This is a genomic window from Caballeronia sp. GAFFF2 (assembly GCF_023631485.1).
Classification (GTDB): Bacteria; Pseudomonadota; Gammaproteobacteria; order Burkholderiales; family Burkholderiaceae; genus Caballeronia.
In genome coordinates, this window is sequence record NZ_JALQDA010000037.1 from 70,562 (window position 1) to 96,973 (window position 26,412).

General features: G+C 62.1%; 26 protein-coding genes. 18 read left to right on the forward strand and 8 right to left on the reverse strand.

Features of this window, described 5'->3' with window-relative positions; translation table 11 throughout:
* Positions 1-24: 24 nt before the first annotated feature.
* Positions 25-711, reverse strand: a complete 687-nt coding sequence (locus NCT04_RS30260; protein ID WP_250469574.1) for a TetR/AcrR family transcriptional regulator — start codon at positions 709-711, stop codon at positions 25-27.
* 143 nt (positions 712-854) lie between these two features.
* Between NCT04_RS30260 and NCT04_RS30265 the strand changes: the two genes are divergently transcribed.
* The 11 genes from NCT04_RS30265 (at position 855) to NCT04_RS30315 (ending at position 10,749) form a co-directional block, all read left to right on the forward strand.
* Positions 855-1,820 (forward strand): NAD-dependent epimerase/dehydratase family protein, encoded by a 966-nt coding sequence (locus NCT04_RS30265; protein ID WP_250469575.1) that lies wholly within the window; start codon positions 855-857, stop codon positions 1,818-1,820.
* Between the two features lie 4 nt (positions 1,821-1,824).
* On the forward strand, positions 1,825-2,682 hold the full coding sequence (locus tag NCT04_RS30270) for a sugar phosphate isomerase/epimerase family protein (RefSeq protein WP_250469576.1): 858 nt from the start codon (positions 1,825-1,827) through the stop codon (positions 2,680-2,682).
* A 6-nt stretch (positions 2,683-2,688) separates the two neighbouring features.
* Entirely contained in the window at positions 2,689-4,287 is a 1,599-nt protein-coding gene (locus tag NCT04_RS30275; RefSeq protein WP_250469577.1) for a GMC family oxidoreductase, read from the forward strand.
* Between the two features lie 263 nt (positions 4,288-4,550).
* Positions 4,551-4,874: a hypothetical protein gene (locus tag NCT04_RS30280; protein ID WP_244831533.1), complete on the forward strand. Its 324-nt coding sequence runs from the start codon at positions 4,551-4,553 to the stop codon at positions 4,872-4,874.
* Between the two features lie 218 nt (positions 4,875-5,092).
* Positions 5,093-5,353 carry a hypothetical protein gene (locus NCT04_RS30285; RefSeq protein ID WP_250469578.1) on the forward strand — a complete coding sequence of 87 codons (261 nt, stop codon included), beginning with the start codon at positions 5,093-5,095 and terminating at the stop codon, positions 5,351-5,353.
* Positions 5,354-5,536: 183 nt separating this feature from the next.
* Positions 5,537-6,556 (forward strand): AAA family ATPase, encoded by a 1,020-nt coding sequence (locus NCT04_RS30290; protein WP_244831537.1) that lies wholly within the window; start codon positions 5,537-5,539, stop codon positions 6,554-6,556.
* Between the two features lie 4 nt (positions 6,557-6,560).
* Positions 6,561-7,424 (forward strand): DUF58 domain-containing protein, encoded by an 864-nt coding sequence (locus tag NCT04_RS30295; RefSeq protein WP_250469579.1) that lies wholly within the window; start codon positions 6,561-6,563, stop codon positions 7,422-7,424.
* Positions 7,421-8,290 (forward strand): hypothetical protein, encoded by an 870-nt coding sequence (locus NCT04_RS30300; RefSeq protein ID WP_244831541.1) that lies wholly within the window; start codon positions 7,421-7,423, stop codon positions 8,288-8,290. The genes NCT04_RS30295 and NCT04_RS30300 overlap by 4 nt, the downstream gene beginning before the upstream one ends.
* Positions 8,291-8,294: 4 nt before the next feature.
* Complete coding sequence (locus tag NCT04_RS30305; protein WP_250469580.1) at positions 8,295-9,275, forward strand: vWA domain-containing protein; 981 nt, start codon at positions 8,295-8,297, stop codon at positions 9,273-9,275.
* The gene (locus NCT04_RS30310) at positions 9,272-9,817 is read left to right on the forward strand and encodes an MxaL protein (RefSeq protein ID WP_250469581.1); all 546 of its coding nucleotides are present in this window, start codon (positions 9,272-9,274) and stop codon (positions 9,815-9,817) included. Before NCT04_RS30305 ends, NCT04_RS30310 begins: the two co-directional genes overlap by 4 nt.
* The gene (locus NCT04_RS30315) at positions 9,814-10,749 is read left to right on the forward strand and encodes a vWA domain-containing protein (protein WP_250469582.1); all 936 of its coding nucleotides are present in this window, start codon (positions 9,814-9,816) and stop codon (positions 10,747-10,749) included. The genes NCT04_RS30310 and NCT04_RS30315 overlap by 4 nt, the downstream gene beginning before the upstream one ends.
* Positions 10,750-10,784: 35 nt before the next feature.
* On the opposite strand, the gene NCT04_RS30320 is transcribed toward NCT04_RS30315, so the two are convergent.
* The 4 genes from NCT04_RS30320 to NCT04_RS30335 form a co-directional block, all read right to left on the reverse strand.
* Complete coding sequence (locus NCT04_RS30320) at positions 10,785-11,984, reverse strand: mechanosensitive ion channel family protein (RefSeq protein ID WP_250469583.1); 1,200 nt, start codon at positions 11,982-11,984, stop codon at positions 10,785-10,787.
* A gap of 318 nt (positions 11,985-12,302) precedes the next feature.
* Complete coding sequence (locus tag NCT04_RS30325) at positions 12,303-13,031, reverse strand: TonB family protein (RefSeq protein ID WP_250469584.1); 729 nt, start codon at positions 13,029-13,031, stop codon at positions 12,303-12,305.
* Positions 13,032-13,211: 180 nt separating this feature from the next.
* A complete protein-coding gene (locus NCT04_RS30330; protein ID WP_250469585.1) occupies positions 13,212-15,605 on the reverse strand; it encodes a two-partner secretion domain-containing protein in 2,394 nt (797 codons plus the stop codon).
* Positions 15,606-16,063: 458 nt separating this feature from the next.
* Positions 16,064-16,813, reverse strand: a complete 750-nt coding sequence (locus tag NCT04_RS30335) for an SDR family oxidoreductase (RefSeq protein WP_250469586.1) — start codon at positions 16,811-16,813, stop codon at positions 16,064-16,066.
* 101 nt (positions 16,814-16,914) lie between these two features.
* Here NCT04_RS30335 and NCT04_RS30340 point away from each other — a divergent pair, with 101 nt between their 5' ends.
* Together NCT04_RS30340 and NCT04_RS30345 are read left to right on the forward strand one after the other, a co-directional pair.
* Complete coding sequence (locus tag NCT04_RS30340; protein WP_250469587.1) at positions 16,915-17,826, forward strand: AraC family transcriptional regulator; 912 nt, start codon at positions 16,915-16,917, stop codon at positions 17,824-17,826.
* Positions 17,827-18,677: 851 nt separating this feature from the next.
* Positions 18,678-18,965 carry a response regulator gene (locus tag NCT04_RS30345; RefSeq protein ID WP_250469588.1) on the forward strand — a complete coding sequence of 96 codons (288 nt, stop codon included), beginning with the start codon at positions 18,678-18,680 and terminating at the stop codon, positions 18,963-18,965.
* An 88-nt stretch (positions 18,966-19,053) separates the two neighbouring features.
* Here the strand turns inward: NCT04_RS30345 and NCT04_RS30350 are convergent, their stop codons facing one another.
* Positions 19,054-19,881, reverse strand: a complete 828-nt coding sequence (locus tag NCT04_RS30350; protein WP_244831559.1) for a class I SAM-dependent methyltransferase — start codon at positions 19,879-19,881, stop codon at positions 19,054-19,056.
* 548 nt (positions 19,882-20,429) lie between these two features.
* Between NCT04_RS30350 and NCT04_RS30355 the strand changes: the two genes are divergently transcribed.
* Positions 20,430-20,894, forward strand: a complete 465-nt coding sequence (locus NCT04_RS30355) for a cupin domain-containing protein (RefSeq protein WP_244831561.1) — start codon at positions 20,430-20,432, stop codon at positions 20,892-20,894.
* Here the strand turns inward: NCT04_RS30355 and uraD are convergent.
* Positions 20,874-21,401 (reverse strand): 2-oxo-4-hydroxy-4-carboxy-5-ureidoimidazoline decarboxylase, encoded by a 528-nt coding sequence (uraD, locus tag NCT04_RS30360; protein WP_250469589.1) that lies wholly within the window; start codon positions 21,399-21,401, stop codon positions 20,874-20,876. The two genes, NCT04_RS30355 and uraD, sit on opposite strands and share 21 nt — an antisense overlap.
* Before the next feature lie 142 nt (positions 21,402-21,543).
* Positions 21,544-22,488 (reverse strand): LysR family transcriptional regulator, encoded by a 945-nt coding sequence (locus tag NCT04_RS30365; protein ID WP_244831564.1) that lies wholly within the window; start codon positions 22,486-22,488, stop codon positions 21,544-21,546.
* Positions 22,489-22,848: 360 nt separating this feature from the next.
* On the opposite strand from NCT04_RS30365, the gene NCT04_RS30370 reads away from it, so the two are divergent.
* From NCT04_RS30370 to NCT04_RS30385, 4 genes are all read left to right on the forward strand, one after another.
* The gene (locus tag NCT04_RS30370; protein WP_250469692.1) at positions 22,849-24,228 is read left to right on the forward strand and encodes an MFS transporter; all 1,380 of its coding nucleotides are present in this window, start codon (positions 22,849-22,851) and stop codon (positions 24,226-24,228) included.
* A 1-nt stretch (position 24,229) separates the two neighbouring features.
* Positions 24,230-24,754 (forward strand): hydroxyisourate hydrolase, encoded by a 525-nt coding sequence (locus NCT04_RS30375; protein WP_250469590.1) that lies wholly within the window; start codon positions 24,230-24,232, stop codon positions 24,752-24,754.
* A 28-nt stretch (positions 24,755-24,782) separates the two neighbouring features.
* Positions 24,783-25,121, forward strand: a complete 339-nt coding sequence (gene uraH / locus NCT04_RS30380; RefSeq protein WP_244831569.1) for a hydroxyisourate hydrolase — start codon at positions 24,783-24,785, stop codon at positions 25,119-25,121.
* 112 nt (positions 25,122-25,233) lie between these two features.
* Positions 25,234-26,409 carry a tyrosine-type recombinase/integrase gene (locus NCT04_RS30385; RefSeq protein ID WP_244831954.1) on the forward strand — a complete coding sequence of 392 codons (1,176 nt, stop codon included), beginning with the start codon at positions 25,234-25,236 and terminating at the stop codon, positions 26,407-26,409.
* Positions 26,410-26,412: the final 3 nt, after the last annotated feature.

Consider the following 26,412-nt stretch of genomic DNA (forward strand, 5'->3'; position numbering starts at 1 on the left):
CGTGCGACGGTTACGAACGGCCAATCAATCCGCGGCCGGCTTCATGAGCAACGTCAACACCGACTCGACCGCGAGCATCCGCTGCTTCTTGCGTGTCGACTTTTTGGAGAAGTCGACATCGAACAGTGTGCCGAACGTATGCCGGTTCGACACGCGATAGATGCACAGCGCGCTGATCAGATAGTGCAAATCCACCGCGCCGATGTCGCGTCGGAACGTACCCGCCGCAATGCCGCGATGGAGAATGCTCGTCAGCGTTTCGAGCACCGGACGATTCGTCGCCTTGATGGTCGGCGACTTCTTCAGGAACGCGGCGTTGTGTATGTTCTCGATGCTGATGATGCGGCTGAACACCTGGTTGTTCTCGTGAAACTCGAACGTGTTCTCGATATAGCGCGACAGCAACTGCTCGGCCGGACTTTCATGATCCAGGCGCGTGGCTTCCTCGGCATCGCGGATCAACGAATAAACGTGCTCCAGCACCGCGAGATAGAGCCCGTCCTTGTTCGTGAAGTAGTAGTAGATCATCGCTTTCGATACGCGCATGCGCTCGGCGATCGCGTCCACGCGCGCGCCCGTGTAGCCGTGCAGCGCGAACTCTTCCGTGGCGATTTGAAGAATCTCGGCGCGCGTGCGCACAGCGGCCAGATCGCGCTGATTCGCCCGCTTCGGCTCGGGCGCGGGAACGGGTTCGTAGGTATCGGATGGCATCGGATCGTTCAAGTGGATGGCTGGCGACTGGGGTTATCCCCAAGTGTCCATGTTTCTCCATCGATTAATCTACCACCACCGATTTAACGAACCTACTAGTTAGTCAGTGAAATCGAGGAACGAACGAGACATCGGAGGCGGCAATGAAAGTCTGCGTGACGGGCGGCAATGGCTTTATCGGTGCGTGGCTGGTCAGACGCCTGCTCGCCGAAGGACAAACGGTGCGTGTGTTCGACCTGAATCCGCCGGGCAAGCTGATTCGTGTGCTGCTAGGTGCATCGCTTGAACGCGTGGAATGGTTGCAAGGCGATATCGGCGATACCCGCGCGGTCGATCACGCGCTCGCGGCTTGCGATGCCGTCGCGCACTTCGCCGGCGTGCTCACGCCCTTCTGCCAGAACGATCCGGTGCGCGGCGCGACCATCAACGTGATCGGCACGCTGAACGTCTTCGAGGCCGCGAAGAAGCACGGCATCGCGCGCGTGGTCTACACGAGTTCGGCGGGCGTCTACGGACCGAAGCACGCGGCGTATCCCGAACCGACCACGCACTACGGCGCGTTCAAGCTCGCCACGGAAGGCTGCGCGCGTAGCTATTGGTACAACGCCGGTCCGGACGGACGCGCGGTGGCCAGCGTGGGCTTTCGTCCATTCGTGGTCTACGGTCCGGGGCGCGAAGACGGCGCAAGCGCGGGCGTGAGTCTCGCGTGCCAGGCGGCGGCGCGCGGCGAGCTCTACACGATTCCCTTCACCGGCCGCACCGGCATGATCCATGTCGACGATGTCGTCGAAGCCTTCTGGGCCGCGCTCACGCGCGTGGTCGAAGGCGCGCATGTCTTCAATCTATGCGGCGACGTGCAGAGCACCGATGCGCTCATCGAAGAGATCGGCAGGCAAGTGCCCGGCGCGCGTCTTTCCGCCAGCGGCGCGCCGTTGCCGATTGTCGCGGACCTTCCGCCCGACGACTTGAACCGCGTGCTTCCCGGCTTGCCCGTGACCTTGCTCGCAGATGGCGTCGCGCGCTCGCTCGCGTTCTTCGCCAAGCATGACACGCTCGAAGACGGCGCTGAAAGCGCCCAGGACATTCAACCCATCAGCCTGAACGCCTGACGCCATGACGCATTTGCTCTCCCTTGCGCACCTGACCCTGATCGAACTCACGCCGCCGGAAATGATCGAGGCCGCCAGCGCGGCGGGCTTTCGTTCGGTGAATCTGCGGCTTGCGCCCGTGGCGCCCGGCGAGCATCAGCATCCGATGATCGGCGCCACGCTCACGCCGATGATGCGCGAGACCCTCGCCCGCATGTGCGATCTGAACGTAGCCGTGCACGATGTCGAAATCGTGCGCCTGCTGCCCGATACCGACATCGACGCGCACGAGCCCTTGCTTGCGGCGGCCGCCGAACTCGGCGCGCGTCACATGCTGGTTGCGGGCGACAGTCCGGACGAAGCGGCCATCGCGGATCGCTATGCGCGACTCTTCGAACTCGGCGCACGTCATGGCATTGGAATGGGGCTCGAATTCATGCCGTGGACAGGCATCAAGAACATGGCGTCCGCGCGTCGCGTGCTGACGCTTGCGGGCACCGGCTCGATCATCGTCGATTCCATGCATGTCGATCGTTCGGGTGGCAGCGCGGAGGAAATCGCCGCATTGCCCGCGAACCAGCTCGCGTATTTTCAGTTATGCGATGCGCCGCGCGAACGCCCGACGACCGACGCTGAACTCATCTTCCAGGCGCGGCAGGCGCGCTTGCCACCGGGCGATGGCGGTATCGATCTGCGCTCGATGGTCCGCGCGCTGCCGCCTGACACCGTGATATCCGTCGAGATTCCGATGCACGGCTTGCCGAATCTCGCGCCGCCCGTGGAGCGTGCGCGTGCGTTGCGCCGTGCAAGCGAAGCGCTCATCGCCGAAGCCGCCGCTGCGGGTCCGCTTGCCGGCAGGCGCGCAAATGTGACGAGTTACTGAGGCCACATGTCGACGCAATGGGATCGAGAAGCGGACTTCGTGATCGTCGGTGGCGGCAGCGCGGGTTGCGTTTTGGCGAACCGGTTATCGGCGAGCGGCGCGCATCGCGTGCTTCTCATCGAAGCCGGCCCGCGCGACCGTCATCCGATGATCCATATTCCTGCTGGCTTTCTTTCGCTGATCGAGCATCCGGTTCTGAGCTGGCGTTATCGGTCGGCGCCGCAGCCGCACATGGATTCGCGCGTGATCGCTTATCCGCAGGGGCGCATGCTCGGCGGCACCGGGTCGATGAACGGCATGCTCTATGTGCGTTCGGCCAGAGCGGAACATGCGCGTTGGGTCGATGAAGGTTGCGCGGGCTGGTCCTTCGACGACATCCTGCCCATCTACGAACAGATGGAGAATGCGGGCGGTGCGAGCCCGGCGAACGTCTTGCCGGTGAATGATTTCATGGAGACGCATCCGCTCAGTCAGGCGTTTCTCGATGCGTGCGGCCAAACCGGAATGACGGTCCGCGCAAGTCATAACGGCGTCGAGCGCGAAGGCGCGGCGCCGTTTCAGCAGAATCGCGCGGGACGGTTTCGCGCGGGGCCGGCGCAGACGTATCTTCGGGGTATCGGCAAACGGGCGAATTTCGGGTCGATGACCGACACGCTTGCAGAACGCATTCTCTTCGATGGCACGCGTGCGGTTGGCGTGCAAGTGTCGCAAGCGGGACGCACGATCAAGGTTCGCGCGCGTGCCGAGGTGATCGTGGCGTGCGGAGCGATCCGCTCGCCGCATCTATTGCAGTTGTCGGGCATCGGGCCGGGCTCGCTGATGCAGAAGCTCGGCGTGAACGTCGTGCACGAGAACGACAACGTCGGCGAGAATCTGCGCGATCACTATTCCGTGCGTGTCACTCAACGCGTGCGCGGCCAGTCGACCTTCAACGAACGCACGCATGGCGTCGCGCTTTTCAAGGAACTGTCGCGCTATGTGGCGGGAAAGGGCCTGCTTACGTGCGGCGCAAGCACGTGCGCCGCGTTTGCGCGCAGCAACGCTGAAGCCAACGCGCCCGATCTGCAACTGAGCTTCGCGCCCGCGAGCTTCGAGGCGGGCACGTATGCGCTCGAACGCGAGCCGGGCATGACACTCGCCATCTATCAGTCGTACCCGCATAGCAAGGGGAGCGTGCACGCCGCTTCGACCGATGCTCACGCGGCGCCCGTCATCTCTCCACGCTACCTCACGGATGCGCGCGATCAAGCGGCCGTCGTCGCGGGCCTCAAACTTGGCCGCAAGATTTTTTCGATGACCGCGCTTGCGCGATACATCGAGCACGAGACGCTGCCGGGCGATAACGTCATCGCCGACGATGCGCTCCTCGACTATGCGTTGGCTCGTGGTGTGTCGGGGTATCACTTGGTCGGCACGTGTCGAATGGGCGGCGGCGAAGATTCCGTGGTCGATCCCCGGCTTCGCGTGCGCGGCGTGCAAGGCTTGCGCGTGATCGATGCATCCGTTCTGCCCGGTTGCACGTCCGGCAATTCGAATGCGCCGACGATCATGGTGGCGGAGAAAGGCGCGCGGATGTTGATGGAGGATGTGGGCGAATCGAGATGACGACACTGACTATCGTCAATCTGTGACGTCATCGACGAAATGGGCCACGGGATGCCTGAAGCTGGCTAACGATCGAACATCGATGCATGAGATAGGCGTCGCATGGGGGCTGGCTTCACGGCTTTCATGCTGAAAAAGCTCCTCACTTGATGCCGGCCTGCTCTATGCGAATTGAAAGCCTGCGGCACGCTGTTTGCTGCCTCAAAAGCAAGCAGGCGGCATTCGTCTGTTTCCATATTCCAATCCCTTAAAGGAGACGGATCATGAGCAAAGCAATCAGCACTTTAGTCGCGGCCGTCGCCGCACTCACCCTGTCGGCCGGCGCTTTCGCGCAGTCAGCAGGCGGCTCGAACGGTGGCGCAGGGTCCTCCGGGAGCACGGCCAGCCCGGCAAATCAGGTGAACCGCGCAACGGGCGGCTACGGCACGCCGGGCGTGACGAACTCGGACAGCGGCATGGGCGCCCGTGCGCCGAATTCGGGGCTTCCTAGCGGCACGAACGGCACTTCGACGTCGGCCACGAGCGCACCGAAGACCAATAACACGCTGGCTACCCCGAGCGTGGTTTCGCCGGCAGCGGGTCAATAGCCTGGAGTGAAGATAGCGGCGAGACAGCATCGTGCGCCGCGTGAAAAGGCCGCTTTCCTCAGGGAATGCGGCCTTTTTCGTTTGATCACGCGAAAAGCGATTTCCAGTAATCGGAAAAACATTTCAGCAACCGTGTAAAAATTTTAGTGCCGGTCATTGGGCTGGAGACAGGCTTCCACAGCACTCAGGAAATTCGTGTTCCTTGCCGATATACAGGCATGAAACCCAACGACCCATTTCCCACCGGATCATACGAACTGCGCTTGACGGACGCCGACCTGGCGCACTTGCGCATCGTCATTCCGGACGAAGTGCGCGATCGAAACCGCGTGCTGCCGCTTGCATACTGGCGGCGGCGTGTCATGCAGATTCTGGAAACGAGGCATCTGGTGCCCGCGCAACTGGCCGTTGCGTCAGCCTTGCTCGCGCAGATCGATTCAGCTGTCGAGGCTGAAACGCCGCTTGCGAAGGCGAGTTGAACGCTCACACGCCTCACACGCTTCACACCGAAACGCTGCCACACAGTGTTGTCGATGGATGACACTATGCTCCGCTCTACTCTCCCCTTTTCCGCTTGAAAGCCAAGCCCGGACTACATCGGCATATCTTATGCATTCGCTTCGGTAATCCTGAACAGACCGCACTGCCTCATAACAACGACCATGGCATCGGAAACCGAACTGGAAGACTGGCGCCGCGCCGCACAAAAGCTGGAACTGGCCGTGGCGAGCGCCGTGGTGGGACAGCGTGAAACCATCCATCTAATCAAGATTGCGCTCTTCGCTCGCGGGCACGTGTTGCTCGAAGGCGGCGTCGGCGTTGGCAAGACGACCTTGCTGCGCGCCTTCGCTCGCGCGACCGGCGGCGACTTCGAACGGATCGAAGGCACCATCGACCTGATGCCGGGCGATCTCATCTATCACACTTTCGTCGATGCCGACGGCAAACCGCGCATCGATCCCGGTCCGCTCTTGCGGCACGGCGAAGGTCTGACCACGTTCTTTTTCAATGAGATCAACCGGTCGCGCCCGCAGGTTCAATCACTCCTGCTTCGGGCGATGGCCGAGCGTTCCGTCTCCGCCTTCGGCCGCGAATATCGCTTTCCGCATATGACGGTGTTCGCGGACCGCAACAAGGTGGAGAAGGACGAGACCTTCGAACTGGCTTCCGCCGCGCGCGACCGCTTCCTGTTCGAACTGAACATGCCGACGCCTTCGGACACCGATGTGCGTCGCGCGCTCGTTTTCGATCCAGCGTTCCATGACGCCGATGCGCTCATCGAAAGCGTCCCGTCCGCCGTGATCGATTCGACGCGTCTTAACGATATCGGCGCGGCGATCCAGCGTAGCGTGACGCTCAGTCCGAGCATGGAAAGCTACATCCTGAAGATCTGGGAGGCGACGGAAACGCCTCAGCGCTTCGACATTCAACTGGACGGCGTCGACATGGAGCGGCTGATCCTTGCCGGCGCAAGTCCGCGTGGCATGAGCGCGCTGGTGCGCGCCGTACGCGTGAACGCCTGGCTCGACGGCCGTCTGCACGCCATTCCCGAAGACGTTCATACGGTGCTGCTGCCCGCGCTCGGTCATCGCGTGTTCTTTACGCCCGTCTATGAGATGCGTCGGCAGGAACTCGCCGAGGCATTGACCGCGACGATCATGCGGAAAATCGCGGTCCCGTGATGCCATGAAGAACCCAGTCGAATTCCACTATCGGCTGCCGGGGCGCGCCAGCGGATTCCGGCCCGGCTCGCATCCCGGCACGAGTTTCGGCGCGGGGCAGGAATTCGCGATGCACGCGCGTCTCTTCGATCATCCCGACCCGCGACGCCTCGACTTGCGCGCAAGCCAGCGCTCCGTGCCGCCGCAGTGGCTCGTGCGTCTGCATTTGCAGCGGGTCGCGGTGCCGGTGCAAGTCGTGGTGGACGTATCGGCGTCGATGCTCTTCGGCGCAAAGCGTTCGAAGCTCGATCTGGCCGCCGATTTCGTCGAAGCGCTCGGCTATAGCGCGTTTCGCGCGGGCGATCAGGTCGGCATGCTCGCGTTCGACGAGCAGGAACGCGAAGACCTCTTCATGCCTGCGCGACACGGACGCGGCATCGGCGACGACATGGCGGCGCTGCTGCGCGGTTTCGAAGGGGTATCGCACGCCACGCCAGAAAACGCCGGGCTGGAGCGCGCACTCGAACGTCTTGCCGGGCGTCGCAGTCTCGTCTTTCTGGTCTCGGATTTTCATTGGCCGCTCGACCGTATCGACACGGCGCTGGATCGTCTCGTCAGCGCGCAAGTCGTGCCGATGGTCATCTGGGATACGGCCGAACTCGAGCCGCCTGCGCAAGGCCGATTTCTCTCGGTCCGCGATCTGGAGACCGGCAGAAACCGCACGCTTTGGCTGCGTGCTCGCGTGGTTCGGCAATGGCGCGATAACGTCGCCAAGCGGCGCCACGATTTGAAGACGGCCTTCGGCAGACGCGGCGCGTATCCCTTCTTTGTCGAAGGCGCCTTCAATGCCGAAGCCCTCTCGCGCCACTTCCTGGAAACGTCCGCATGATGCGCGGCAACCGGGCGATGATCCTCGCGTTCATGCTGATCGTCTTCGGTCTGATCGGCATAAAACCGGCGCGAGCCGAACAGACGGTCAACGCGACGGTCGAGCAGCCGCGCGCCTTCGGCCACGTTCTCGGCGATGTCTTGACGCAGCGCGTCCTCTTGAGCACCGACGGCCACGATGTCGCCTTGCCATCGGCCGGGCGCGTGGGCGTGTGGTTCGAGCGCCGTGCGTCTCGCATCGTCAAGGACACGCAGGGCCGCTCGTGGCTGGTGCTCGAATATCAGATAACCAACGCGGCTCAGGCTCTCACGAACATCGAACTGCCCGCGCTCGAATTGAGGCCGGCTGCGGGCGCGGTGCTGCGCGTGCCTGCATGGCCGATCAGCGTCGGGCCGTTGACGCCGCGCGCCTCGTTTCGCGCGGGCGATCTGCAAGCGCTCAGGCCCGATCGGCTCGTCATTCCCGTGGATGATCCGGCGGTTCATCGGCGCATGATCGTCATGCTTGCGTTACTGCTCGTCACGCTCGCAAGCTGGGCCGCGTGGTGGTGGTGGTCGAGCCGCCGCGATGCAAGGCAACGTCCGTTCGCTCGCGCATGGCGGCATATACGCACCGATGCCGATGCGAACGACGATGCCTGGGTTCACGTGCATCGCGCGCTCGACGAAACGGCCGGGCAAGTCGTGCATGTGGCATCGCTACCGACGTTGTTCATGCGCGCGCCGTATCTGCAATCGATGAAGCCGCGACTCGAAGAGTTCTACACGCGCTCGCAGGAACGCTTCTTTGTCCGCGATGCCGCTCCCGCGCCGTTCGACTTGCGTGACTTCGCGCGTGCGCTGTATCGGGCCGAGCGAGGGCAATGAGGCCATGCCCATCGACTTCCTCCGGCCCTGGCTGCTGCTCATGCTGCCACTCGCGCTCTTGCCGCTATTGCCGAGACCGAGCGAGGCGTTCGCTTTCTCGTCGGTGAACTGGCTGCCAGCGGATACTGTCGGCGCGACCGTCGAACACCTGCGGCGTGCGTGCGCGGTGCTCGCGATGCTGGCCATCATCATCGGTCTCGCGGGACCGGGACGTTCACATCTGCACGTCTTGCGCACGAGCACGGCGGCCGACATTCTCATTTTGATGGACCGTAGCGCGAGCATGGACTCGGTGATGTCGAAGACGCCTGTCTCCGAACCGAGCGGCCAGTCCAAGAACGCGGTGGCTCGCCACTCGCTCGAACGCTTCGTCGCCGAGCGACCCGACGACCGTTTTGCCTTTCTAATGTTCGGCATCAGCCCGGTTCTTGCCGTACCGTTCACGTCGAATCACGAGATCATCACGCAGGCGATCTCAGGCACGGGAATAGGCCGCGGCATGCCGGATACGAAGCTCGATCGCGGGCTCATCGCGGCGATCAAACAGTTCGATGGCAGGCAATACGCGGGCCGTCGCGCCATCGTGCTGGTGTCCGATGGCGGCGCGCATCTCGATGCCGCTGCACGCGCGGCGATCAGCGAGGGCCTTGCGCGCAATCAGATCGCGCTTTACTTCGTGTATCTGCGCAGCGGCGTCTACAGCCCCGATCTGACGAAGATGGCGCCCGCCGACGACGCCTCGGCCGAAGCTGAACTGCATCGCTATTTTCAGACGCTGGGCTCGCCGTATCGGCTGTATCAGGCGGAGGACGCGGGCGCAATGGCCGCCGCCATGTCGGAGATCAACAAGCAGCACAACGCGGTCGTATCTTTCGACGAGCGCTTGCCGCGGCAAGACGAAAGCGCGTTGTGCTATGCCGCCGCATTGCTCGGTTGCGCGGCGTTGCTTGCGCTGCGCGCGGTTCAGGTACGGAGCTGGTCATGAAGCGATTGGCCGTTCATCTTGCCTTCGGCGGCGCAACGCTCGTGTTTGCAGCAGTCGCGCTCTTCGACTTGGCGACATTGCAGCATGCGCATGCTGTCGCGCGCGCGGTGTCGGCGGTAAGCGCCAAAGGCGCGCAGCCGCAGTCACTGGACGATGCCGCCCAAGTTCGGCTGGCGCGTGCGGTCGTATCGTCGAAGGCAGGCGACTATGCGGGCGCGCAGAAGCTTTACGACTCCGTGCTCGTGCAGGACCACGATGCCGCGTTGCAGACGGCCGCGCTATTCGATCTTGCCAACATGTCGTTGCGTCAGGCGGCCGGTCCCGATGCGGGCGGTCCTGTTCGCTCGCTGCCGTTGCTCGAACAAGCCAAGGAACGCTATCGCTCTGCGCTGCGGCTCACGCCCGACGACTGGGACGCGCGTTATAACCTCGAACGCGCGTTGTGGCTCGCGCCCGAGGGCCAGACGAGCGACGAAGAGCGCGACTACAAGCATCAGGCCACGGTGAAGGCGCGTGGCGCGCAAAGCGAGGATCTGCCATGAAGGCAGTCGCGGCGACACTTGCGTTCCTTCGGCGGCGACACTGGACCACGGTAGCCGCCGTGCCGTTGCTGCTTGCCGCCGTCTGGATGCCCGGCGTGATGTTCCAACGCGACGTGTTCAGCTATATCGTCACTTTCGATATCACGCAGAGCATGAGCGTCGAGGACGTGGGTGTCGTCGGCGGCGCGCCGATCAGCAGACTGGACTTCGCGCGGGCCGCGATGCGCGAAAGCATCGAGCATTTGCCGTGCGGCTCGAAGATAGGCTGGAGCATCTTCACAGGCCAGAGCACCTTGCTTCTGGTGCCGCCCGTCGAGGTGTGCGCCAACTTCGATGCGTTGCTTGCCTCGCTTGCCGTTATCGATGGCACGATGCGCTGGACCAACTGGAGCCGAGTAGCCGAAGGCGGTATCTTCGCGGCTGTGCGTACGGCGCGCAGTATCGGGCATGACGCCAGTGTTCTCATGATCACGGACGGCCAGGAAGCACCGCCCATTCTTCCCGGCGATCAGCGCGTGCGCGACATTCCACGCTCGCAACTCAAGGGTTGGCTTATCGGCATAGGCGGCGATCAGCCCGCGCCCATCCCGCGAACGGATAAAGACGGCAATCGTATCGGCTACTGGCGCGCCGATGAAGTCATTCAAGTGCCGACACAACCTGGCGCGAGCGTTCAAGTCGAGAGTCACGAGGAGTTGTCGGAATTGCGCGGACAATATCTGGCGTCGATTGCGAAAGAAATCGGCTTCGATTATCGACGTTTGCGATTGCCGCAGGACTTGCTGATGGCCATGACGGATGCGCGCTTTGCGCATTCGGAACGCGTGCCGACCAAGCTGAATTGGATTCCGGCAGCGCTTGCCTCGCTGTTGCTCGTGTGGCGGTTTTGGCCGGAGCGTTGGGTGAAAGGCATGCGGCGCGCGCGACGCTGACTGTAGACGCACGCCGCCTGATTGCAACGCCGTCTTCAAACCGCTGAACCCTTACGCTCCTCTTGCCAGCACCGCAAACCGAACAACGGCACGACGCCATACGCGTGATCGAGCATATCCGAGAGCATCGCCTCGTAGGGCTCCCAGCGTATCTCGTCGAGATAGAGACAGATTTCCAGCGCGACCACCGGCGCCGCTGTCTGGACATGACGAATCACGAGCGGCATGTCGCGCCGCACCGCCGGATGATCGCGAAGATAAGCGCTCAGATAGCGACGATACAACCCAAGGTTCGTGCGACGCTCGCCTTCGAAAGCGCCCACCGGCAAGCGGATGGCGTCGTGCATTTGCGCGAGCATTGCGTCGTCGGGGAAGCGCACGGTATCGACATCGAAATGAATCGCGTGTTTCAAGCGCCTCCCGCCCGACTCGCTCATGCCGCGCCAGTTCTTCACGCTGTTCGTGAGCAAGAGCTGACTTGGCAGCATCACGATGGTGTTGTCGAAGTTGCGTATCTTGATGGTATTCAACGCGATATCGATGACCGTGCCATCCGCGACGAATCCCGGCACTTCGATCCAGTCGCCCACGCGCAGCATGTCGTAGGCTGCCAGCTGGATGCTGGCCACGAAGCCGAGCAACGAGTCACGAAAGATGATGATGAGCAACGCCGTCACCGCGCTGAGGCCGGTGAGCAGATAGACCGGCGAACGCTCGATCAAGAGCGAGACCACGGAGATGAGCGCGACGAGATACACCACGATGGTGGCGATCTGCAGAAAGCTCTTGATTGGCCGCTCGCTCGCAGTTGGAAAGTGACTATAGCGTTCGTCGATGCTGTCGCGCAGTGCCAGCGCGGCACGCAGCAGCGTGTAGACCATGTAGCAAGCGGCGAGAATGCCCAATGGCCGTCCAAGCACCGCGATAAACGGTATCGTGAGACCCGAGAGCGTCGGCGCCGATGCATAGACGATCGCAGCGGGCACGAGCGGCGCAAGCCGGTGAAACACGCGATGACGCTCGGCGGCGATCAACCACTTGCGCCCTTCATTGCGCGTGAGCCGGCTGACGATCATGAGCATGATCCAGCGCGTGAGGTAGTAGCAGATCGCGCTTGCCAGCAAAATGGCGAGCAGCAAGGCGGCCACCAGCATGACCGCGACCAGCCAGCTATCCGTGTAGACGTGGAACTGCCAGTCTGGTCCCCTTTCGACACGCAGCATATTCTCGAACATGCACTCTCCGGAACAGGCGAACCGATGTTGGGCAAGAGGCCTTTCGCACGGTGGCTATTTTAGTGGCGGCAACAGCACGGACTTAGCGCGCCAGGCCGCATGAGAAGCGCATGCCCTATCGTCGAAAGAATGTAGAGGCTAAGAAACCGCCGACGCCTGTCGCACGATAACCCGATCTGCGCAAGATCCGCTTTTCTTCGATGCCTTGGAAACCTGCGGAGTAGACATGCGCGACGATAGTCCCGCAATAGCGCACAAGCGCTCAGAGACGCTCGATGCGGGAACATCGCGCCAGGGTTGCTGGTTGAGAAATTCGCGTCAATTGCCCGATGAGCGCACGGTGACGGCGAATGCGGCGGGTGTCTCGCCGTTCGTATCGTCAGGCATCGGGTCGAGGCGTTGAACGGCGCGCAATGCCGTTTCGTCCCATTGCGCGTTGCCGCTCGAATGTACGATGGACGCGGACAGCAACGCGCCATTGGGCGCACAGCGCGCGCCGATCACCGTTTCGAGTCCAGCCACGCCATTGGTCCACGCGATATTCGTCCGCACGCGCCGTCCGACGCGCTCGGCGTAGCCAACCGTTGCGACGGGTTCATCCGCCTTTGCCGCGACGCGGGCAACCTGCTCGCCAGAAGAAGCCGCAGCGACGCTCGGCTTGTGCGTCGCCGGTTCACTGACCAACCACTGTATCGACACGACGACGCCAACGGCCAGAAGCCACGCCCAGCCGCGCAGCTTCCCGCGCTTGATAGTCGCATTCGATTCACCGATCGACGAACGCGAACCGACCTCGCCCCAAGCAGCCGATTCCGGAAGCTGTTGCGCAATCGTCACGTCGTAACCGCGCCGCGATTCGGCATCGCTCAGGACGGCGTAGGCGTCGTTGAGCATCTTCATGATTTTTGTCGCGTCCGGACTCGTGTTCCTGTCGGGGTGATAGCGCTGACTCAACGCCTTGTACGCCGCGCGAATGACTTCGGGCGGCGCGTTGTGCGTCACTTTGAGATTGTCGTAATGCGTGTGCGTCTGAGCCATCGCTGACATGCCGTTTTCCTGAGCCTCTCTGGATAACGGCAAGCGCCTGGGGAAACCTTAGCGATGACGGTGTGCGAAAGCGGCGCGCGCGACAGAACGACTTAGCGCGACGGCACGACGCTTATGCGCGCCCACGTCGATCTCGATATCGACGCGGGCGGAACGATGTCCGCCCGCGTCCGTTCTGCCTTACAGCCCGGCCGTCCAACGCAGGACCGGCTCCTCCGTGCCATCCGGAAGCGACCACGTTCCCTTGGAGCTGAAGTCCCACGTAGGACCGAAGCTCGCCGGCGTGGCCATTTGCGCGCTCGTCAGACCGCTCGAAGCGGACATGGCCTTGCCGCTGCCGACACCCGCTGTCGCGACAGACGTTTCCTTGTCCCAGAAGACGTCTTTGGCAATCGTGCCGCTATTCGTGCCCGCAATGGCGCCCGGCTTATGCGACCCCGTGCCCGGCGAAAGCGATGCCGTGCTGTACGACTGGCGAATGGTGCCGGTGTTGTTGCCCACCAAGCCGCCGATATATGCGCCGCCATTCACGAAGCTCTGCGAATACGACTGCTCGATGGTGCCGCTGTTCACGCCCGCGAGCCCGCCGATCGTCGCTGTTGCGGCAGCCGTCATGAAGTTGACGGTGTACGACTGGCCGATGTAACCATCGTTTTCGCCGACTAGACCACCGATTTCGCCATCGCCATTGACTTGCGCGCCGCTCCACGAACGCTCGATACGTCCGCGGTTGATGCCGACCAGTCCCCCCGCTGCCGTGGCCGCACCCGTGGGTTTGTTGACGATGCCCGTGCTCGCGACATTCACCAGGTAGCCGTAGTTCGTGCCCGCAAGCACACCGACCGGACCGCCCGACGACGACGCGGTGGCGCTATCCACTAGTACGTTGCGCACGATGCCGGTCGGGCCGACCACGCCGAACAAGCCCGTATTCGCTCCGCTCGGAATGTTCAAATCGCTCAGCAGATGCCCCATGCCGTCGAACTGACCGGTGAACGGTTGCGCCGCGCTGCCGATGCCCGAGAGGCCCGTTGCGCCATCCAGCTCCAGCGACGAGCCGAGTGCGTAAGTGCCGCCGAGGTTGTTCTTCACGGCGTGCAGATCGGCAATCGAATTGACGAGCTGATAAGCCGTGACCTGCGTGAGCAGACCGCTGAACGGCGCCGCGCTCCAACTCGCGTTGCCATGCACGGTTCCGGGCGTGTAGCTGCCGGTCATGTCGTACAGCGCCGAGACGATACCCGTGCTGTGCGACCAGTCGAGCGTGCCGCGATTGGTCACGCTGCCGCCGTTGTCGACCGCGCTGGCGTCCGCACGCAAGGTGAGACTGCCCGCGCCCGTGTTGGCGATGGTCGCGCCCGGCGCGATGGTCACCGAATGCCCGGCGTCGAGCGTCAGCGACGACGACCCGTTCCACCGAATATTCGATGTCACGTTGATGTCACCCGCGCCCTTGGTGGCATCCGCGCCATTCGCATGGACCGTGATCGATGTTCCGCTGCTCAGGTTCGCGGCCAGCGTGCGGGCGGGCGCTGCGTCGGCGGTAAAGGTCGGGGCCGTGATGTTCCACTGTCCCGCGCCTACTTTCGCCTCGCTCAGCTTGATGGCGTTGCCGGTCATGTCGACGGTGCCGCCGCTGCCATCCGCGTTGCGCGCGGAAATGGTGGCGCCGCGTGCGTCCACCGTACCGCCTTGCGCCACGAGCCACACGTGGCCATCGCGCGTTTCGGTGCCGGTGGCGCGCAGCGCGCCCGACTTGCCCGCAAGCGCGAAGATGTTGCCGTCGGCCGCTTGCAGGCTGATCAGCGCGGCCTGGATCGTGCCCGAGTTGGTCACGTCGCCGCCCGTGCCCGTCGTCTGCACTCCAACTTGCTGGCCATATGCGCTGTCCGCAAGCACGACTTCGCGCGCCGTGACGAGTTCGGCCGTGCCCTTCGGCGCGTTGATCGATCCGGCATTCATGACGCTCTTCGCCGAAATGAGGAAGACGTCGCCGCCCGACGAACTGATTTTCCCGAGATTGATCACGCTGGCATTCGAACTGCCGCCGAGCGTGAAGTAATCCGGGCTGTTCATGAACGAGTCGTTATCGGTATCGAGTGTCGATGCAACGAAACGTCCGCCGGTCGCCACCACGCCCGTCGGCCCGATGAGCACGCCATGCGGATTGATGAGGTAGACGCTGCCGGTGCTCTTGAGCGTGCCGTAGATAGCCGACATGTCGTTGCCGGTGACGCGGTTGAGAGTTGCGCCGGTTCCGTTGTTGATGGAAACCGTATTGCCCGCGCCGATGGAAAAACTCGTCCAATTGATAATGCCGTTCGTGCCCGACTGCTTGATATTCAGGGTTCCGCCGCTTTGTGCGATGGTTCCCGAGCCCGCGACATATTTACCGCCTTGAGGAAGAGGCGGTGCAGCTTCGGCTCCCGGCGCGTGAAGGAAACTGCCAGCAGATGCAAGTGCGATGAGAAGTGGAAGAGCCCGAACTGTAAAGCCCGGTGCGCGAAACGTAGAGACGCAGGCCGCATCGCCGAGCGTCGAGACGCCCGCGAGACGGTAAACAAAAAGACGCATACCGCCCCCAACAGAGTGTTTCCCCGATTTAATCGCTAAGTAGACAGCTTTTTTTAGTTGGTAGTGCAGTGTAACAGAGCGTAATGTCCATATCGAAAGACGAAAGATGATCGTTTTCAGGGCTTGCTCAACGGGCTGTAATTATGCTTACGAGTTCTTTAGCGATAAGCGTGAAATGCAAACAACGGGGAGTGGGGATAATCGGTAATTTCAACGTGTTAATGACGTCCTTCAGTGCGGACGCCGGCACCATGATCGCGCGCTGGATGTATTCGTGCCCCGACATCGTGCGGTATTGAAGGACGATGTCAGGTCCGGCTTCGATCGCGAACGATCACGTCTTGGTGAAACCGTTTGATTTTCCCAACGCGTAGACCGCCCGCGTCGAACGAGGCAACACTACCCTCCCCGCGCATTTCGAGCCTGTCGATTCGTTGGGATTATTTTTCGCTTCATCTTTAGCGCGCTTCGGCGGCCCATGCCTCGGCATCGACGCCAGCGGGAATACGCATCGGCGCCGAGGGGTCGGTGGCCGCGCGCCATACCGCTTCGGCAACGTCCTCCGCACGCGTGGTCGGCGACGCGGTGTCCTGGAACTGCTCGAAGACGCGCTTGACGAGATCGGCATAGGCCGCGTGCTCCAAGCCATGCATATGCGCGCGCGCGTTGTCGCCGAAGCGCGTGTCCGGCGCGCGGCCCGGCAAAACGAGGCGCGCGCGCACGCCGAACGGTTCGAGTTCAAGCGCCATCGACTCGGTGAAGGCGTTCACCGCCGCCTTGCTCGCGCGATATGCGCCGATCAGCGGCAAGGGCTTAATGGTCACGCTCGACGTCACGTTGACGATGACGCCCGCCCCGCGCTCGCGAAACTGCGGCAGCACGGCTTGCGTCATTGCAATGGTGCCGATGGTGTTGGTCTCGAAGATGTCGCGCACCGTGGCAATGGGCACGAGTTCGGCGGGCGACGCCGCGCCGACGCCCGCGTTGTTGACGAGGGCATCGATCGGTCCTGCGGCTTCGATTGCCGCGCGAATGCTTTCGGCGTTCGTGACATCGAGCGGCAAGATGCGCAGGCGTTCGGACGGCGGCAGCACATCGGTGCGCGGCGTGCGCATCGTCGCGATGACTTGCCAGCCGCGACTCAGAAAGTGACGGGCGATTTCGAGCCCAAATCCGGACGAACAACCGGTGATCAACACGGTTTGCATGACGACTCCTTTGAAGTGGTTTGCGTGTGCCACCACAATAGATCGCCGCTCTCGTACTCGCTACAATCGATAATCCAGATTTCATTTGCAGGAGTCCGGCAATGATCGATCCGTTGGCCGAAGTCGTGACGCTGCTTCAACCGGCTGCCAATTTCTCCAAGCTCGTTCATGGTGCAAGTCCTTGGCACATCAGCCGCTCGGACGCAGGTCAGCCTTTTTATTGCGTGATTCTGGAAGGCGGATGCCGTATCTCAATCGACGGCTACGAGCCGATCGAACTGTTGTCCGGCGACTTCATGCTGATTCCCGCCGCTTACGGCGTTGCGGTGTCCAGTCTCGAAGCGCCGCCGCCCGGTTCCGAAACGCAATCGCCCGTTGCGCTCGGCAATGGCGAGTTCAGGATCGGCCCGCCGGATAGCCCGATCGACGCGCGCATGATGGCGGGTCACTGCAGCTTCGGTTCACCCGACGCGGCTCTGCTCGTTTCGCTGTTGCCGCGCTTCGTGCATGTTCGCGGGGAACGGCGGCTTGCCACGCTCGTGCAACTGGTTCGCGAGGAATCGCGCGAACAGCGGCCCGCGCGCGAAGTCGTGCTTTCTCGATTGCTCGAAGTGCTGCTGATCGAGGCGCTGCGCTCGACGGCCGGAACGGACGCGTCACCGGGTCTCGTGCGTGGGCTGTCGGACCTTCGTTTAGCGGCTGCCTTACGCGGAATGCACGAACGCTCCGCGCACGCGTGGACGGTGGCCGAGTTGGCGAAAGAGGCCGCGCTTTCGCGTTCGACCTTTTTCGAGCGCTTCAGTCGCGCGGTGGGCGTGGCGCCGATGGAATATCTGCTTCGGTGGCGCATGGCGCTCGCCAAGGATCTGTTGCGGCGAAGTCAAGGGCGTATCGCGGAGATCGCGCAGCGTGTCGGCTATAGCTCCGCCAGCACGTTCAGCGTCGCGTTCACCCGGCATGTCGGCCGCTCGCCGTCGCAATACGCGCGCGACGGACAAGCGGCAGAAGACTAATTACTTCGATATGCAGATCGATTGCTCATTGCCTGGCTCAATAACGCTCGTTCGACGCTCACGATCACGCGCAACCTCTTCAATCAACTGACGTTATTTATTTAAGAATTTCCACACATCCCACTTCGTTGGAATGCATGAATCGTTTTGCTTCATTGAGAAGAAGAATCTGAAACTGGCGAAACCACGTGCTAACCTTTCCTCAGAACGTTGTATGCGCTGCACTTCGGAGGCCTAATGCTCACGTGCCACTGTCAGTCTTGCGGAAAATTGTTTTCGTCGCAATTGTCGGAAGAGGCACTTCGTTGTGAAGAATGCGAGTCACCTGATGTGGAAGTGCTCGCGGGCTCCGACACGTTGGACAACGACAACAGGAATGATCTAGGCAATTCCGAACTCATCTGATATCTATGAATACCAATAAGGGAGCGCAGTGCGGCTTTGGCTCTATGCCCCGCACGCAGAGCGCGTAACCTAGCACGCCAGGATTCGTTCCGAGTGCTGCAAGCACTTACAACAGCAATGCGCGAGATGCACGTCATTACCGGTTCGCGGTTTAGATCAGGTCAGAATAGCGCCACTGTGTGACAACGTCTGTTGGCAACGCGGCGCCCGCATCGGCAAAGACCCGCAATCAATGATTAGTCGATCAACGCAGGTCAGAGGAGCACATCGTGACAGGGCGCTTACCGTTGGACGACGAGCAGGAGTTCGCGCTGTGGCGGCCCGACAGCAAGGTTGTCGTGACCAGCAAAAGGCGAATCGTAATCGGGCATAAGGACAGACCAATAGGCAAGTCGCTTGCGCTTCTTCTGTCCACGAGAGGATTCGAAGCAATACACGCAAGCGAAATGGGCGACGCCCAGCGTTTCCTGCAGCACTGGAAAGCTCATGCGCTGCTGCTCGACACGAGAATGGACACGCCACCCGACTTTGAAACTGTCCGGCAGTTGCGTCGAACGGAACACACGGCGGGTTTATTGATCATTGCAATGAGCAACATTCAACCACTCGATTCGCTGCCATCGATGAAAGAAGCCGGCTTCGACGGTCACGTCCGTCGCCCATGTTCGCTCTGGCGACTCACCGATCTCATCGAAAGTCATTTCGGTATCGTGCCGATGCGCAATCGCCGCTAGCGCGAACGATGGCCACGTTCCTTAGGGAATGGACGGCGAGATGATCGACGACGCAGAAATCAATCGATTGCAACGCAGAAGTGAACCGCTAGACCTTTCGCGCGACGAAATGCAGCCAGTTCTCGCCGCTAACGTCGGCCAGTTCCGATACTTGAGCGCCGCTATTACTTCCGAAAACGGCCTCGGTAAGCAGGCCGGCCTCGGCACATTGTTGGCGCTGCGTCTGGATATCCGTGTAAAGGATCAGAATGCCGAACCTGTGAGCGGCGCAGACGCGTAGTGCATAGCCGTCGTATTCGCGGTTGAGAGGCGAATACCGCAGATAATTGAACGCCGCCATTGGAAGGTTATATAAGGCCCGCGCGCAGTTAATGCCGAATTCGACGACATTCTCCGCTTGCGAAACATGCGAAGCTTGCGCAAACGTTTCCCTGTAGCCCGGCCCGGCGAGATTGTGGGTAGAAAACAATGCGAGACCGCCTGGCTTGAGCACGCGTGCAAACTCGCTTAGCACTTTGCGTCTGCCTTCACTGTCGATGGAATCGATGCCATTGAAGCTGAACATCACGAGCGCGAAGCTGTTGTCCTCGAATTCGGCCAGGTTGCGCGCATCCATGACACGCACCTGGACGCTCGGATAATTTCTCTGACATATCGCGACCAGCTCGGGCGTGTAATCGACACCCGTGTAATCCGGGCTCACCCGCGACAGCAGCGGCACCGTGCGTCCGCCGCCTACACCGACATCGAGCAAAGGTTGATCGCGTACTTCCGCGCGCACATAAGCGATAGCCGCGGCCTCGCCAGGATCGGTCCAATCGCTCAGCTTGTCGTACCATCGGAGCGCGCTACGGGTGCGCCATGCAGACCGGTTGACGCGGTCTTGCACGGTAAAGCGTTGCTGGGAAAATCCCATACGGCACCCGCGCTGAGCGATAACCAGAGAAACCGGAGCGGGGCATTGAGAGTCGGCCGCCACCGCACTTGAATGACAAATGAAGTGTAGCAGTCGTTTAATTTTGCCGCCGGGTTATTCAAAATAGCGCTCGGCATGATAAACGTGCGCGTCAGCCCTAATCAAAAACGGAACTCAGCGGGCATATAAGCGTCTGACCGTTCCTGAGGCGATGCACGTCATCACGCAAAGCCTTGGCATCGGGAAGAATTTTCAGTAGGTTGTCGAATGGCCAGCCAGTTGTCGACGCTTTGCCGGGCGTCGCAACATGACTTTGGTTTGTTCATACGAAGCGCATGCCGACCAACCTATCACGATATGCTCAAAGACTTAAAACCCTTTGCAGATAACGCTCACGCGGACCAATGCATATCCGTTGATGGTCTTGACCGAGCACGCCGACATCGACCGAACCCATGTTCCCGCAATTCATGGCGATGAATTCGCCGGGTAGGCGCTTTTTTTGCTGCCCTATTTAATCGATCGCCAGTACCGGCAAAGGAACTCTCATGGCCACTCCCGTTTTCGAGTCAGTTCGTCTGGATGACGTTCTGCTCAAGCCTGACCCGATCGACCCGGCGTGGATACTCGAGGGCAATCCCGTCGCGCGCAGCGGTCAGTGGTCGCAGAGTCCCGACACGACCACGACTTCCTGGGTCTGGGATTGCACCGCCGGGCGCTTCAACTGGTACTTCAATGCCGATGAGACCATCTACGTCATCGAAGGCGAAGTCATCATCACGGCCGAAGGTCAGGAACCGCGCACGCTGCGCGAAGGCCATGCCGCGCTGTTCTATGCCGGGACCCATTCTGAATGGTACGTTCCGAAATACGTGCGCAAGCATGCCATCTTGCGTCCGCATATCACCAAGCCTGCGCTGCTCGCGCTCAAGGTGAGCCGCAAGTTCAGCCGCAAACTCAACGGCTCCTTTCCCCGCTCGTCGTTCCGATCGTCAGGAGACGAGAGCGCTTAAGCGCTTATAAAGCCGCGCCCGAGTGATTGCCTCGATCTGCGCGAGCGCCTCGTCCATCTCCTGTGGCGTGTCACGCCCGATACGGCGTTCGAACGCCGCGAAAATCCCCTCCCGCGTGTAATGCCGCACGCAGATAATGAATGGAAAGCCATGCCGCGCGAGATAGTCCGCGTTCATCCGGTCGAGCGCGGCCTCTTGCGCGGGCGTCAGCGCGTCCAGTCCGGCACCCTTTTGTTCGGCATTCGAATCGCGCGTCATCGTGCCTGCACGAATGTTCGAACCCGACAATAGCGGATGCAAGTTCAGAAAGTCGCATTGGCCTCGCTCGTTCAGCGCGCGGATGACGTCCATCATCGCTCGATGCAGTTCCGGCGCGGAGCCGAACGGCCGCCGTTCCCACGCGCCGCTCGCTGCCTGTGGAAAGTGCTCGAAGACGCTCCCGAAGGCGCGCAGGAAGGTTGCATGATCGAGCGCATTGATCGGCGCGAGATCGATCGACTGAGACATGTAGTGCTCCCGTAAAGCCCGCTTGATCGAGGCCAGGCGTGGATGACGATTACGGGCCGAGTATAGGAAGCGCAAGCGCGGCGGGCGAGAACCGCGGCCTTATAGACCGCATAGCAGAACCCGATAACGAGCGCCGGCTACCCTAACGCTTCATGTCGCGCAGTTCGCGCAGCGCTTGCGACGCCGCCGTCAACGTGCCGCGCAGCCACACATGCGATGCCGAGCGATGCCGCGACGGATGCCACAGCTGATAGAACCGCATGAGCGGGAACTCGATCGGCGGTTCGAGCACGGCAACCGGCAGCGATTGCGCGTGATAGTTGGCGAAGTGGCGGCCCGTGGTCAGGATCAGGTCCGTGCCTGGAATGAGGCTAGGCGCGAGATTGAAGTACGGACAGCTCACGCGATTGTCCCGATGCACGCGCATCGTGCTGAGTCCGGTATCCACGACGCCACGTTGATCGCGCGAATATGGCGTTGGCACGATATGCGCCGCGTCCAGATAAGTCTGCGCGGTGAACTCGCCGGGTCGCGCATGCACGCTGTCCTCGGCCACGACGCACACCACCTCGTCCTCAAGCAGCACGGACAAATGCAGATGCTCCGGTGGATTCGGCCAATTGCCGATGACGATATCCGGCGAGCCTTCCGACAACGCCTGCTCGTAGTTGAAGGTCGCGGACAGCGGCATCGCGACGAGACGCGCCCTCGGCGCCGTGCGGCGGAACTCGCGCACCACATGCGCGAAGAACGGCGGCGCCAGATAGTCGGGCATGCCGACCGTGAAGGTCTGCTCGGTGGTGGCGGGATCGAACCGGTCGTCCGCTACCAGCAGGTTATCCAGCGCGCCGAGCGCGGCTTGCGCGTTCTCGGCGAGTTGTAGCGCCCGCTCGGTCGGGACCATCACGTTCTTCTCGCGCGTGAGAAGCGGGTCGTTGAAGATCGTACGCAGCCGTTTGAGCGCGCTGCTGATGGCCGGCTGCGACTGATTCATGCGAATGGCCGTGCGAGACACGCTGCGCTCGGCGATCAACGTGCAAAGCACGCGCAACAGGTAGGTATCGAATGGATCGTCTGCGCGATTCATGTTTTGAGGTCCGTGGCCCGTGAACGGCGCAGCGTCGGGGCAGCGCTTGCCTGTTTGACGTTGTAACGTGTAGAAGCATCGAGGGCAACGTGCCGAATTAATTCGATGCGTTCGGCCGATTCCTGCACGAAGGCGGTGCAACAACGCCTGAACGCGCGCCCCAAGGGTAATCCATAACGGCGAACGCACCTCTGTCTAACCCCGCAAACCCTTGCGCCGCAAGGCTTTGCGGCGCATATCGAAGTTGCTATCGGGCTTATTCAAACGCCCGCCGTTCCCAAGCTTTTTTTGATTTTCAATACTGGCTCCATCGAACGCACCGCCGCGGCGGCTTACTTCATCGCGCTTGGAGGACTCATCATGTCGATCATCAAGGAAGTCATGCCGGCGTACGCCGATGGGCCGAACGGCGCAACGGTCAGCGCAACGGCTGACGTCATCGCGAATGCGGAGGCCAGCGCTTATCGCAAAGTCTCGTGGCGCCTGCTGCCGTTTCTAGGCGTGCTTTGGGTGCTGGCATGGCTCGACCGCGTGAATATCGGCTTCGCCAAACTGCAGATGCTGGACTCGCTGCATTTCTCCGAAGCGGTGTACGGGCTCGGCGCCGGTATCTTTTTTCTCGGCTACTTCTTCTTCGAAGTGCCCTCGAACATGCTTTTGCAGAAGATCGGCGCGAAGAAGACCATCATGCGCATCACGATCTGCTGGGGCGTCATCTGCATGCTACAGACGACCGTCTCCACGCCGACACAGTTCTATCTCCTGCGCTTTCTGCTCGGCGCCTTCGAGGCGGGCTTCTATCCGGGCGTGATCCTCTATCTCACCTACTGGTATCCCACGCAGCGCCGTGCGCGCGCCTTCGGCACGTTCATGTCGGCATCCGCGATTGCGGGCGTGCTCGGCGGTCCCATCGCCGGCTGGATCATGACTTCGATGGGCGGCTTTCACGGCATGCACGGCTGGCAGTGGCTCTTCATCATCGAAGGCATTCCTTCCGTGCTGGCCGGCTTCTTCGCGTACTTCTACATGACCGACAAGCCCGATGAAGCGCGCTGGCTCACGGCAGATGAAAAGCGCGTCGTGCTCGATGCCCTGCAGCGCGACAACGCCTCGATGGGCGAGCGCGGACACGACTGGCGCTCGCTCCTGACCAACCGCAAGGTGTGGCTGCTCATTGCGATCTTCTTCTGCCTGCTGTGCGCGAACTCCACGCTGACGTTCTGGATTCCGACCATCATCAAGGACGTGGGCTTTATCTCGCCGATTGCCGTGGGCTGGATTGCGGCGGTGGCCTATCTGTGCGGCGCGGCGGGCATGATCTTCAACGGCGCGCGCTCCGACCGGCGCAACGAGGTGCGCTGGCACTTCAGCGGCCCGGCGATAGCAGGCGGCGTGTCGATGGCCGCGCTCGCGCTGTTCATGGGCGTGCCGGGACTGCCCGCCATCGTCTCGCTCATTGCGATGACTCTGGCGCTTGCCGGCACCATGAGCGCCATTCCCGTGTTCTGGCAGTTGCCGAACCGCTATCTGGCGGGCAGCGCGGCCGCTGTCGGCGTGGCGCTGATCAACTCGGTCTCGAATCTCGCGGGCTTCGGCGCGCCGTATGTAATGGGGCTCATCAAAAACGCCACCGGCAAGGTCACGACCGGGCTGTATCTCGTGGCCTTCATCGAAATTCTCGCTGCGGTGCTGGTCATCGCGGGTATCCGCAAGCTTGGCGGCACACAACAAGAGGCATGACATGAGCGACGACACCACCCTTCCCACCTTCGATGCCCGCCGCCGGCGCTTCGCGCTGCAGTCCATGGCGCTCGGCAGCAGCGTGCTCTTCGCCGGAACCGCGCACGCCGCTGGCATGGAGGCCGCGCCCGCGCCGAATCAGAACACCGGCCCCGTGCAGCAGGACGGCCTGAGTCCGCGCCTGACCATGCATGGACTGGATACCTGGCACGGCACGCCGGCCGCGGGCATGCGCGTGGACCTGTTCAGCATTGAAAACGGCCAGCCGAAACGCATGCAGACGATCACGCTCGCCGCAAGCGGCCGCAGCGAACCGCCGCTTTTGATCGACGAAACCTACCGCGTCGGCACTTACGAACTACTGCTGCACGCCGACGACTACTTCGCCGCGCTCAAGACCGAGCTGCCGACGCCGCTGTTCCTCTCGAAGGTTCCGCTGCGCTTTCGCATCACCGATGCCTCGCAGCGCATCCATCTGCCCGTGCTCTTCGGGCCGTGGAGCTACAACTATTATCGCGGCAGCTAATTCCGTAATTTCGAACAGGAGCATCACGATGGCCGCAGGCATCACCACACACGTCCTCGATGTATCCACCGGCAAGCCCGCTGCCGGCATGCAGATCGAGCTATTCGATACGACCACGCAGCCGCCGACGCTCATCGCGCGGACGCGGACGAATCGCGATGGCCGCACCGACGCGCCGATTTTGCCCGCCGCTCAAGCGCGCGCCGGGAGCTTCGAGTTGCGCTTCTGGGTCGCCGACTACTTTCGCACGCCGGATGTCTTCGCCGATGTCGTTCCCGTGCGCTTCACCGTCTCGGACGCGACACAGCATTACCATGTGCCGCTGCTCTGTTCGCCATGGAGCTTCGGGACTTATCGCGGGAGCTGAACACGGATCGGGGCAAGCACATCCACCTATAATGTCGTTCAGTTCGACCCACCGACGACGCCCCACCTTGAACCAAACTCTGCGAGCATCGTCCCGCGTTGCGCTTCAGCCGATGCCGCTTGAAGCGCTCGTAATTCCAGCGGAAATAGATGGCCGCGACGGCACGAACCGCGAGCTTCGCAAGCACGCGCAAATCGAGGCGGACAGCGACCTCGACGCCATCCGCGCTTGGCTGTCGCGCTTCCACGCAACGAAGACCACCTTCGAGAACTATCGCAAGGAAGCCGAACGCCTTCTGCTCTGGTCTATCGTGACGCTCGGCAAGCCGCTGTCGTCGCTCTCGCACGAGGATTGTCTGCGCTATCAGCACTTTCTCGCCGACCCGCAACCGGCGGCGACATGGGTCGCGGGCGGCGGGCGCAAGCATGCGCGCAGCGACGCGCGCTGGCGGCCGTTTTACGGACCGCTATCGCCCGCGAGTCAGCGTCAGGCGGTCGTCATTTTGAACGCGCTGTTTTCGTGGCTGGTACAAGCCGGCTATCTCGCGGGCAATCCGCTCGCGCTGTCTCGTCAACGCGCAAAGCATGCCGCGCCGCGCATCACGCGTTATCTGGAACCGGCACTTTGGCAGGAAGTGAAGGACACCATCGCGGCCATGCCGCGCGAAACTGACCGCGCTCGCGCCCATGCGTCGCGCGCGCGTTGGCTCTTCACGCTGCTCTACCTTGGGGGCTTGCGTATAGCGGAAGTTGGCGGCAATCACATGGGGCAGTTTTTCGTGCGACGCGATGCGGACGGCACGATGCGCTGGTGGCTCACCATCCTCGGCAAAGGCGGCAAGGAGCGCCTCGTGCCCGCCACGCGCGAGATGATGACGGAGCTCTCGCGCTATCGTCAGCATCTGGGCTTGAGCGCAATGCCCTCGCCCAGCGAAGACACGCCGCTCGTGCTGCCCGTCGGCGCAACGGCCGCGAACGACGGCACGAAGACTTGCGCGCCGCTCACGCGCGCCGCGCTGCATTCCATCGTGAAGGATATTTTTGCGAGCGCAGCGGCCCGGCTCCGCGAACGCGACGGCGCATCCGCGAACGCGGACTTGCTGGAGAAGGCGTCGGCGCACTGGCTGCGTCACAGCGCCGGTTCGCATATGGCGGATCAAAAAGTCGATCTGCGGCTCGTGCGCGACAACCTCGGGCACGCATCGCTTGCCACGACGAGTCTTTATCTGCATATGGACGACGACCGGCGGCACCGCGAGACGGACGAGAAGCATCGCATCGACTGGTAGCGA

Bases quoted from the DNA above. Each gene is read 5' to 3' on its own strand.
- NCT04_RS30260 (WP_250469574.1), bottom strand. From the start codon at position 711: ATGCCATCCGATACCTACGAACCCGTTCCCGCGCCCGAGCCGAAGCGG.
- NCT04_RS30265 (WP_250469575.1), top strand. From the start codon at position 855: ATGAAAGTCTGCGTGACGGGCGGCAATGGCTTTATCGGTGCGTGGCTG.
- NCT04_RS30270 (WP_250469576.1), top strand. From the start codon at position 1,825: ATGACGCATTTGCTCTCCCTTGCGCACCTGACCCTGATCGAACTCACG.
- NCT04_RS30275 (WP_250469577.1), top strand. From the start codon at position 2,689: ATGTCGACGCAATGGGATCGAGAAGCGGACTTCGTGATCGTCGGTGGC.
- NCT04_RS30280 (WP_244831533.1), top strand. From the start codon at position 4,551: ATGAGCAAAGCAATCAGCACTTTAGTCGCGGCCGTCGCCGCACTCACC.
- NCT04_RS30285 (WP_250469578.1), top strand. From the start codon at position 5,093: ATGAAACCCAACGACCCATTTCCCACCGGATCATACGAACTGCGCTTG.
- NCT04_RS30290 (WP_244831537.1), top strand. From the start codon at position 5,537: ATGGCATCGGAAACCGAACTGGAAGACTGGCGCCGCGCCGCACAAAAG.
- NCT04_RS30295 (WP_250469579.1), top strand. From the start codon at position 6,561: ATGAAGAACCCAGTCGAATTCCACTATCGGCTGCCGGGGCGCGCCAGC.
- NCT04_RS30300 (WP_244831541.1), top strand. From the start codon at position 7,421: ATGATGCGCGGCAACCGGGCGATGATCCTCGCGTTCATGCTGATCGTC.
- NCT04_RS30305 (WP_250469580.1), top strand. From the start codon at position 8,295: ATGCCCATCGACTTCCTCCGGCCCTGGCTGCTGCTCATGCTGCCACTC.
- NCT04_RS30310 (WP_250469581.1), top strand. From the start codon at position 9,272: ATGAAGCGATTGGCCGTTCATCTTGCCTTCGGCGGCGCAACGCTCGTG.
- NCT04_RS30315 (WP_250469582.1), top strand. From the start codon at position 9,814: ATGAAGGCAGTCGCGGCGACACTTGCGTTCCTTCGGCGGCGACACTGG.
- NCT04_RS30320 (WP_250469583.1), bottom strand. From the start codon at position 11,984: ATGTTCGAGAATATGCTGCGTGTCGAAAGGGGACCAGACTGGCAGTTC.
- NCT04_RS30325 (WP_250469584.1), bottom strand. From the start codon at position 13,031: ATGTCAGCGATGGCTCAGACGCACACGCATTACGACAATCTCAAAGTG.
- NCT04_RS30330 (WP_250469585.1), bottom strand. From the start codon at position 15,605: ATGCGTCTTTTTGTTTACCGTCTCGCGGGCGTCTCGACGCTCGGCGAT.
- NCT04_RS30335 (WP_250469586.1), bottom strand. From the start codon at position 16,813: ATGCAAACCGTGTTGATCACCGGTTGTTCGTCCGGATTTGGGCTCGAA.
- NCT04_RS30340 (WP_250469587.1), top strand. From the start codon at position 16,915: ATGATCGATCCGTTGGCCGAAGTCGTGACGCTGCTTCAACCGGCTGCC.
- NCT04_RS30345 (WP_250469588.1), top strand. From the start codon at position 18,678: ATGGGCGACGCCCAGCGTTTCCTGCAGCACTGGAAAGCTCATGCGCTG.
- NCT04_RS30350 (WP_244831559.1), bottom strand. From the start codon at position 19,881: ATGGGATTTTCCCAGCAACGCTTTACCGTGCAAGACCGCGTCAACCGG.
- NCT04_RS30355 (WP_244831561.1), top strand. From the start codon at position 20,430: ATGGCCACTCCCGTTTTCGAGTCAGTTCGTCTGGATGACGTTCTGCTC.
- uraD (WP_250469589.1), bottom strand. From the start codon at position 21,401: ATGTCTCAGTCGATCGATCTCGCGCCGATCAATGCGCTCGATCATGCA.
- NCT04_RS30365 (WP_244831564.1), bottom strand. From the start codon at position 22,488: ATGAATCGCGCAGACGATCCATTCGATACCTACCTGTTGCGCGTGCTT.
- NCT04_RS30370 (WP_250469692.1), top strand. From the start codon at position 22,849: ATGTCGATCATCAAGGAAGTCATGCCGGCGTACGCCGATGGGCCGAAC.
- NCT04_RS30375 (WP_250469590.1), top strand. From the start codon at position 24,230: ATGAGCGACGACACCACCCTTCCCACCTTCGATGCCCGCCGCCGGCGC.
- uraH (WP_244831569.1), top strand. From the start codon at position 24,783: ATGGCCGCAGGCATCACCACACACGTCCTCGATGTATCCACCGGCAAG.
- NCT04_RS30385 (WP_244831954.1), top strand. From the start codon at position 25,234: ATGCCGCTTGAAGCGCTCGTAATTCCAGCGGAAATAGATGGCCGCGAC.